Origin of the sequence: Collinsella aerofaciens (genome assembly GCF_015552075.1) — a bacterium.
GTDB classification, from domain to species: domain Bacteria; phylum Actinomycetota; class Coriobacteriia; order Coriobacteriales; family Coriobacteriaceae; genus Collinsella; species Collinsella aerofaciens_Y.
The window spans coordinates 1-8,853 of the sequence record NZ_JADNDZ010000020.1 but is presented as its reverse complement, the minus strand read 5'-3'; the positions used below and the strand labels follow the sequence as shown (position 1 = coordinate 8,853).

Below are 8,853 nucleotides of genomic sequence, written 5' to 3'. Positions count from 1 at the left end.
TGACGGGGCGGAATGTCAATCCTGGTCTAACAGAGCCTTAAAAAATCATTTTGGTCCCCGCCACCGCTGCGAGCGAAGGGCAAGCTAAACGCTTTCGTTCGCGAACAGTTCTGTCACCTTGGCACCGCGCGCGGTGCACACCTGCAGTTTCGCAGCCATAATGGTGGCAAGACAACCAAGAGGGGAGCGGAATCCATGGCGCTGATCTATATCGTTGAGGACGACGAGCCCATCCGTCGTGAGCTTGTCGACATCCTTGCCCGCGCTGGGTTTGAAATCGAGGCCTGCGAATCGTTTGAGCATGTCTCGCGCGATATTCTCGCCGCCGCACCCGACCTGGTGCTGCTCGACCTCACGCTTCCCGTCAAAGACGGCCAGCACATCTGCCATGAGGTCCGTCGCGAATCCGAGGTCCCCATCATCGTTCTCACGTCGCGCACGACCGAGATCGACGAGGTCATGGCCATGACGCTCGGCGCGGACGACTTTGTTCCCAAGCCCTACAGCGCGCGCGTGCTTGTGGCGCGCATCAACGCACTGCTGCGTCGCACCGCGGCGGCAGGCGAGCGCAGTACACTTGTCCACAAGGGGCTGGAGCTCGACCTCGCCCGCTCAATGGTCACCAACACGCAAACCGGCACTAGCACCGAGCTCACCAAAAACGAACTGCGTATCCTCTCACTGCTTCTGAGTCGCGCGGGCAAGATTGTTTCGCGCTCGGCCATCATGCAGGACCTGTGGGACTCCGACGCCTTCGTGGACGACAATACGCTCACCGTCAACATCAACCGCCTGCGCACCACGCTCGAAAAAATCGGCATCAAGGGGTATTTGACGACGCATCGCGGCCAAGGCTATTCGGTCTAGGGGCCGGCTATGTCGTTTGGCAAATTCTTTAAAGATGCGCTGCTTCCCGTCGCCGTGTGGACGTGCGGCGTGCTGCTGAGCTGCTTTGTGCTGACGGTCGCCGGTGCACCCGTTTCTATTGTGGTCGTGGCGGTCGGCGTGTCCTTTATCTTTGGTATGCTCGGCATCGTGGTCGAGTACGCGCGTCGCCGCCGTTTTCTGCGTCAGCTGGAGCGCGCGGCCGAGGAGCTCGAGAGCCCCGCATGGGTGCAGGAGATGGTGCAATGCCCGACCTATGCCGAGGGCGAGCTCGAGTACGAGGTCTTGCGCCGGGTGGGCAAAGCCGCTTGCGACGAGGTTGCCGAAGGCCGGCGTCAGACCGATGACTATCGCGACTATATCGAGAGCTGGGTCCACGAGGCCAAACTGCCCCTGGCGGCGGCTCATCTAATTTTGGAAAACCTGGATGGCAGCGAAGACGACCTGTCTCGTGTGGATGACCTGGGCCGTGAGTTGGCTCGCGTGGAGCGCTATATCGACCAGGCGCTGTACTACGCGCGTTCGGAAGTCGTGGAGCGCGACTACCTGATTCGCCGCTGGGATCTCAAGACCTTGGTGACGGGCGCGATTAAGGCCAACGCGCGCGAGCTCATCGCGGCGCACGTGGCCCCGGTGTGCGAGAACCTCGACTTTGAGGTCTTTACCGACGAGAAGTGGCTCGAGTTTATTCTGGGCCAGCTCATTCAGAACAGCATTAAATATGCGCGCGAGGACGGCGCAAAGATCGTGTTTTCGGGCGCGTTGCTGGACGAGGGCCTGGCGAGCGAACGCATCGAGCTCACCGTCGCGGACAACGGCTGCGGCGTGAGCGCGGCCGACCTGCCGCGCGTGTTCGAGAAGGGCTTTACCGGCGACAACGGCCGCACCACCAAGCGCGCAACGGGCATTGGCCTCTACCTGGTGGCGCGTCTGTGCTCCAAGATGGGTATCGATGTCACCGCGGCATCCGAGCCCGGCGAAGGCTTCGTCGTAACATTCGCCTTCTCAACGAACAAGTTCCAATACTTCGAGTAGCCGGTCCGCGTGGCGCAATCGACGGAATCTTCCCGTTTAGGAGGATGACGATTGCTTTGGCTACTATGTTCACGAACGTGAATATAGGTATTACTTGTAAAGCTATAATCACGTTCGGGAACATAGCTTTACAGTTCTATACTATGTTCACGAATGGGAACATAGCTAAGGAGCGACATGAGAACGGTGACAACGACTAAAGTGCTCGATGGGCGCATCAAACTTAAGCCGTCTGAAACTGCTTTCTCGGAACGCATGGTTTTCGATCCGGGCGAGATGGGGAAGGCCCTTAGGCTTAGAAGGCGTGAACTTGGTCTAACTCAACGCGACGTCGCGACTATGACGGGTCGCAGCCTTCGTGTGATAGGCGATATCGAGCGGGGGCGGACAACGGTCGAAATCGGCGTCATTTTCGACTACGCCTCCATCGTGGATATCGATTTTATTCTGAAGGTGAGGGGAAAATAATGGGCGGCACGCTGTTCGTTCATCGTGAGTTTAAGGGATCCTACCAGCTGCTTGGCATATTGGAAGAGAATGCTGGGCTTCCGCTATTCACCTATGTCCCCGAGTACCTCGAGAATGCTGACGCGGTTCCGATTTCGTCCTCGTTGCCCTTGTCGGCCGAGACATTCAGCCCGGACGTAACGAGCTCCTTTTTCTCCGGCATTATTCCAGAGGGACAGCTCAATAGAGACCTTGAGAAAAAGGCTCGGGCGGAACGCGGCGATTACTTTAAGGTCCTCGATTTGGTTCGCAACGAACCCGTCGGCGCTTTGATTTTGACGCGAGAACCTTCGGCCGACGGTCTCGAAATGGGCTATGAGGAGATAGGGGAGAAGCAGCTGAACAAGCTGGCGTACGCGCCAGCGGAGGTGGCCTTTGGTCTTGCGCTCGAGAGTCGAATTTCCCTTGCGGGCGCTCAGGCGAAAATCGGCCTCTACCATGCGGGTGATGACTCATGCGGCGGATGGTATCTGCCCCACGGGGCAGCCCCATCGACGCATATCCTCAAAGCGGGGTCGAAGGCGTTTCCGGGCGAGACGGTTTGTGAAGCGATGTGCGTGAGAGCTGCTTCGCTGATGGATCTATCAGCCGAAGAGTGCTTTCTAATTCGAGTTGAAGATGCCGAACCGATTATCGCCGTGAAGCGGTTTGACCGAGCGATGTCTAATGGTGGTCGTTCGCTCGATGGGCTGCTGGTTCCAAATCGTCTGCACCAGGAGGACATTTGTCAGGCAAAAGGCATTTCGCGCGAGCTTAAATATGAGCCAACGGGCGTCAATTACCTGGGGCTTATCGTCGACGCGGTACGAAGGGTGTCGACGAATCAGATGGAGGATAGGTTTCTTGTTGGCTATAACCAACTGTTCGATTATGCCGTAGGAAACTGCGACAACCATCTTAAGAATTGGTCACTCGTGTGGGACGAGGACTGGAAGCAAGTGAGGTTGGCGCCGCTCTACGACGTGTTGTGTACAACGATCTATCCCAATCTCGTTCGCGAGATGGGGGTTTCGTTTGGCGGAAGCCGAAAAATCGATGATGTGACTCGCGAGTCGGTGTTGAGGCAAATGGCCGAGGCGGGTTTGCCCCAGGGGATCGTCACCGGAATGATTAACGACACCTGCAGTGAGGTGCCAGACGCACTGAGAGATGCAGCGCGCAGCCTCAAAGAAGAAGGTTTCCCTGAGGCAGAAGCAATGTTCGATAAGATCATTCCAGAAGTACAAACCCGCCTAAACAGAATCGCCCCATAACAAAAACGTGCCGCCCCAAACGGGGCGGCACGCCATCTTTTAATCAGATAACTCGTTGAAGTACGGTGACGAAGGCGCAAGGCCGGGAGGGGCTATCTAAGCCGACATCCCGCAGCCGCGAAGCGGCGAGGACGTCGGCGTGATAACCCCGCAGGCCTTGCGCCGACGGGAAGGAGCCTACTTCACGACCAAAATGTCGCAGTCCGTGTTGCGCAGCAGGAACGTCGAAATCGAACCCAGGAGCGCATACTTGATCGAGGACAGGCCACGAGCGCCGCAGAGCACCAGATCGGGCTTGACCACGTCGAGCATCTCGTCCTTGAGCGTCTCGCGAATACGGCCGGCGCGAATCATGACCTCGACCTCGGGAATGTCGGGATTGGCCTTGGCCTCTTCGAGCTGCTTGGCGATGGAGTTCTTAAATGCCTCCTCCAGGCCGTTGACCAGATCGACCGGATAGGAACCGGCGCTCTCGAGCGCCGTGGAATCGATAACGTGGCCGATGATCAGCTTGGCGCCGTTGTTCGCGGCGACCTTGATGGCGCGTGCGAGCACAAAATCCTGCTGCTCAGTACCGTCGAGTGAAACAAATACCTTGGTGTAGCCCTCGTTCATGGTTTCCTCCTTGGTCTATCGCACGGGCGTGGGGCTCGTGCATCGGGCGGGCGCGGATGCGTGGCCGCCGGACACTTTATCTTGTTGCAGTTATACCCAAGGATTTGGGTTTGACCGCTCGCAATTCTGTGAACGGGCGAGTTTTTTGGTAAGGGTAGGCGCAGGCGCGCCGCCAACGGTTGATAATGGGACATCGCCCGCACCGTCCGCAGAACAATATCGGCGGGTGTCTAACGAGGGGGTCCCTTTGGATATCATTGAGCTTCTAAAATCTGCCTTCATGGGCCTGGTCGAGGGCATCACCGAATGGCTGCCTGTTTCGTCGACCGGTCACATGATCTTGGTGGACGAGTTCGTCAAGATGAACGTGAGCGAGACGTTCTGGAATATGTTCCTGGTCGTGATTCAGCTTGGCGCCATTTTGGCCGTCTGCGTTTTGTTTTTCTACGACCTCAACCCGTTTTCTCCCAGCAAGGGCAAGGAGGGCCGTCGCGACACCTGGGTGCTATGGGGCAAGATTGTGCTCGGCTGCATTCCCGCCGCGGCGATCGGTCTGCCGCTTAACGACTGGATGGAGGAGCATTTCTACAATGCTCCCGTCGTGGCGTTGGCGCTCATTGTGTACGGCGTGCTGTTTATCGTGATCGAGAACTGGCGCGCGAACAAGCGCGACCAGGCTGCTCTTGCCGGTTCGTTTGGTTCGCGTGCTGTGGTGGCGGGCGGACGTCCCGCCGGTGCGCATTTTGCCGCGCCCGCTGCGACTGCCGCCGCAGACAATGACGATAGCTTGGACTTTGGCTCCATCACTACGCTCGAGGATCTGAGCTGGAAGACCGCGCTGGGTATCGGTTGCTTCCAGGTGCTTTCGCTGATTCCGGGCACATCGCGCTCCGGCTCCACGATCATCGGCGGCCTGCTTTTGGGCTGCACGCGTTCGGTGGCGTCCAAGTTTACGTTCTTCCTGGCCATTCCCGTCATGTTTGGCGCGAGTGCGCTCAAGCTGGTCAAGTACTTTATTAAGGGCGGCACGTTCGGCACCAACGAAATCGCCATCCTGGGCGTGGGCTGCGTCGTCGCCTTTGTGGTGTCGCTCATTGCCATCAAGTGGCTTATGGGCTTCGTGCGCCGTCACGACTTCAAGTGCTTCGGCGTCTACCGCATCATCCTGGGCATCGTGGTGCTCGCATACTTCTTTGTCCTGGAGCCTATGCTCGGCCTGTAACTTGGTTGACGCTGCGCGGCGACCAGAGCGACAACTTGTCATTCAAAGGGGGTGGCATGACCAAAAGGTCTATGCCGCCCTCTTTTCATGCCAATTTGTTCGCCCTGGCCGCCGCTCGCTACCGTGGCCATGACATCGGCGGTTCCGTGATTGTCAATAGATTGGTGCAAAGCAACCTGACCCCATTGCGCCAAATCCGCTGGGGCGGGTCTGACGGTGGCGCACGGAGTCGTGGTGTGATTTGCGTCGGTGTCCGCGCGGCTCGGTATACTGGTACGGCTCAAACTATGGCGCTGCCCGCAGGCGCGCCGTCCGTCAGATGAGGAGTCGCCCATGACCCAGCCCCTGCCCTGGGAAAAGAACGCCGCGGTACCCGTGCCGCCCGCGCCGGAACCCGTGCCGCTCGATGCATACACCGCCCCTGCAGCGCCGGAGCCCGAGCTCGTCCCGCTCGACATCTACGACGCTCCCGCGCCGGCGCCCAAGCCCGCCAAGCCGCTCGTCGACATTGACAGCCTTAATCCCGCCCAGCGCGAGGCGGTCCTGTCCACCGAGGGTCCGTTGCTGGTGCTCGCCGGCGCCGGCTCGGGCAAGACCCGCGTCTTGACCTTCCGCATCGCACATATGCTCGGCGACCTGGGTGTTAAGCCTTGGCAGGTTCTTGCCATCACGTTTACCAACAGGGCCGCGGCCGAGATGCGCGAGCGTCTGGCGGCGCTCATTCCCAGCGGTACCCGCGGCATGTGGGTGTGCACCTTCCATGCCATGTGCGTGCGCATGCTGCGCGAGGACGCCGACCTGCTGGGCTACACCGGCCAGTTCACCATCTACGATGACGATGACTCAAAGCGCATGGTGCGCGACATTATGCAGGCGCTCGGCATCGAGCAAAAGCAGTTCCCCATCAACATGATCCGCAGCAAGATCAGCTCGGCCAAAAACGCCATGATCGGCCCCGAGGACATGCTCAAGAGCGCCGATAGCCCCAACGATAAAAAGGCCGCACAGGTCTACTTGGAGCTGGAGCGTCGCTTGCGCGCCGCCAATGCGATGGACTTCGACGACCTGCTCGTGCGCGCGCTTGAGCTGCTGCGCACCCGCCCCGAGGTGCTCGATAAGTACCAAGAGCGCTTCCGCTACATTAGCGTCGACGAGTATCAGGACACCAACCACGTCCAGTACGAAATCGCCAACCTGCTGGCCGCCAAGTACCAAAACCTCATGGTCGTGGGCGACGATGACCAGTCCATTTACAGCTGGCGTGGCGCCGACATCACCAATATCCTGGACTTTGAGAAGGATTTTAAAAACTGCAAGACCGTCAAGCTGGAGCAGAACTATCGCTCTACGGGTCACATCCTGAGCGCCGCCAACGCCGTGGTGCGCCACAACTCGCAGCGCAAGGACAAGCGCCTGTTTACGGCCGAGGGCGATGGCGAGAAGATCCAGGCCTTCCAGGCGAGCGACGAACGCGACGAGGGTCGCTGGATTGCCGGCGAGATCGAGAAACTGCATGCCAAAGGCACGAGCTACGACGACATCGCCGTGTTCTATCGCACCAACGCCCAGTCGCGTATCCTCGAAGATATGTTCCTGCGCGCGGGCGTGCCCTACAAGATCGTGGGCGGCACGCGATTCTTCGACCGTGCCGAGATCCGCGACGTCATGGCCTACCTTAAGATGATCGTGAACCCGGCCGACGAGATGAGCGTCAAGCGCGTCATCAACACACCGCGCCGCGGCATCGGTTCCACCTCGATCCAAAAGATCGAGCAGCTGGCGCGCGACAACCGCTGCTCGTTCTTCCAGGCTTGCGAGATCGCGTGTGCCGAAACCGGCATGTTTAGCGCCAAGGTGCGCAACGGCCTGTCGAGCTTTGTGTCGCTGGTGCGCGAGGGTCGCCGCATGGACGGCGAGCTCAAGGACGTTGTCGAGATGATTGTCGATAAGACGGGCCTACTGCAGGCTTTCCGCGCCGAGGGCACCATGGAGTCCGAGAGCCGCGCCGAGAACATCCAGGAATTCCTGGGCGTCGCTGCCGAATTTGAGGAGACGCACGAGGACATCGAGGGTACGCTCGAGAGCTTGGAAGAGCTGCGCGCAGCCGGTGTTGCCGACGTGCCTGCCGGCGCCGAGCCCGAGCCCGTCGTGGTGAGCGCGCCTGCGCCCGAACCGGGGCCATCTGCCCCGGCATCCTCGTTTGAGGCACTCGTCGGCGCGCGCGATGCCGCGGGCTCCAATCCGCTCGATAGTCTGGCTGCTCCGGCGCTGTCTCCGCAGGATGCCCTGGCTGCTGCCATCGCGGGCAACGCGTATGCCGCGCCGACGGAGATGCCGGCGGGTGCCGTGCATGCCGACGAGATTGAGCGCACCTACGGTCCGCTCACCTGTAAGGCGCTGCCGGCACTCATGGAGTGGCTGGCCCTGCGCTCCGACTTGGATTCCCTGGCCGGCGAGACGCATGCCATCACCATGATGACCATCCACTCCGCCAAGGGCCTGGAGTTCCCGGCGGTGTTCGTGGCCGGCATGGAGGAGGGCATCTTCCCGCACGTGCACGACTTTGGCGGCAGCGATGACCCGGGTAAGCTTGAGGAGGAGCGTCGCCTGGCCTACGTCGCCATCACGCGCGCCCGCAAGCGCCTGTTCCTGACCTATGCGGCCACGCGTCGCACCTACGGCTCGACCTCTGCCAACCCGCGCTCGCGCTTCCTCAACGAGATTCCGTTTGAGGATATCGAGTTTAGCGGTATCGGTTCTGCCGGTTTTGAAGGCACGGGCTGGGAGAAGCGCGGCGACCGTCACGGCACCTTTGGCTCGGGCATGGGTTCGGATATGTATGGCGGCAAGGTGTTTGGTTCGCATACGCGCTCGACCGGCGGTTCCGGTTCGCGCGGTGGATCGAGCTTTGACGATTTCTTTGGCGGCAGCAGCTACGGGACCGAGCGCCATCGTGGGGTCTCGCCCGACGCCGGCCGTGTTGCCTCGACCTTTGGCTCGGGCGCGCCGCGAGCCAAAAAGCCGTCGTCCAAGGTGTCCCCGACGGTGGAGCGCAAGGTCGATCGCGCCAGCGCATCGCAGGACTTTGCCGCGGGCGATACCGTGAGCCATAAGACCTTTGGCACGGGTACCGTGATCTCGGTCGCCGGAGACATGATCGAGGTCCAGTTCGAAAAGACCGGCCAGACCAAAAAGCTCATGAAGGGATTCGCTCCGATCGTCAAGCTGTCATAATCCCGGCGGACCTGGGCGGGCGTATGGGGCAACATCGCCTGCTCGGGCAGTCCTGCTCGCACGGAGAGCACATTAAGTGCTCTCCGGCTCGTGCGGAACTCG

At 60.2% G+C, this 8,853-nt stretch carries 7 protein-coding genes; 6 read left to right on the top strand and 1 reads right to left on the bottom strand.

Going from position 1 to position 8,853, the window contains the following annotated elements:
• Positions 1 to 195 precede the first annotated feature (195 nt).
• The 4 genes from I2D41_RS01385 (at position 196) to I2D41_RS01370 (ending at position 3,680) form a co-directional block, all read left to right on the top strand.
• Positions 196 to 867: a response regulator transcription factor gene (locus I2D41_RS01385; protein WP_117646228.1), complete on the top strand. Its 672-nt coding sequence runs from the start codon at positions 196 to 198 to the stop codon at positions 865 to 867.
• Between the two features lie 9 nt (positions 868 to 876).
• Positions 877 to 1,920 carry a sensor histidine kinase gene (locus I2D41_RS01380; protein ID WP_138374528.1) on the top strand — a complete coding sequence of 348 codons (1,044 nt, stop codon included), beginning with the start codon at positions 877 to 879 and terminating at the stop codon, positions 1,918 to 1,920.
• Between the two features lie 177 nt (positions 1,921 to 2,097).
• A complete protein-coding gene (locus tag I2D41_RS01375) occupies positions 2,098 to 2,388 on the top strand; it encodes a helix-turn-helix domain-containing protein (protein WP_195363296.1) in 291 nt (96 codons plus the stop codon).
• On the top strand, positions 2,388 to 3,680 hold the full coding sequence (locus I2D41_RS01370) for a HipA domain-containing protein (protein ID WP_195363295.1): 1,293 nt from the start codon (positions 2,388 to 2,390) through the stop codon (positions 3,678 to 3,680). The genes I2D41_RS01375 and I2D41_RS01370 overlap by 1 nt, the downstream gene beginning before the upstream one ends.
• 177 nt (positions 3,681 to 3,857) lie before the next feature.
• On the opposite strand, the gene I2D41_RS01365 is transcribed toward I2D41_RS01370, so the two are convergent.
• Positions 3,858 to 4,295 (bottom strand): universal stress protein, encoded by a 438-nt coding sequence (locus I2D41_RS01365; RefSeq protein WP_006235921.1) that lies wholly within the window; start codon positions 4,293 to 4,295, stop codon positions 3,858 to 3,860.
• A gap of 247 nt (positions 4,296 to 4,542) precedes the next feature.
• Here I2D41_RS01365 and I2D41_RS01360 point away from each other — a divergent pair, with 247 nt between their 5' ends.
• Both I2D41_RS01360 and I2D41_RS01355 read left to right on the top strand, forming a co-directional pair.
• Positions 4,543 to 5,517: an undecaprenyl-diphosphate phosphatase gene (locus tag I2D41_RS01360; protein WP_195363294.1), complete on the top strand. Its 975-nt coding sequence runs from the start codon at positions 4,543 to 4,545 to the stop codon at positions 5,515 to 5,517.
• Positions 5,518 to 5,850: 333 nt separating this feature from the next.
• On the top strand, positions 5,851 to 8,751 hold the full coding sequence (locus I2D41_RS01355) for an ATP-dependent helicase (RefSeq protein ID WP_195363293.1): 2,901 nt from the start codon (positions 5,851 to 5,853) through the stop codon (positions 8,749 to 8,751).
• Positions 8,752 to 8,853 lie beyond the last annotated feature (102 nt).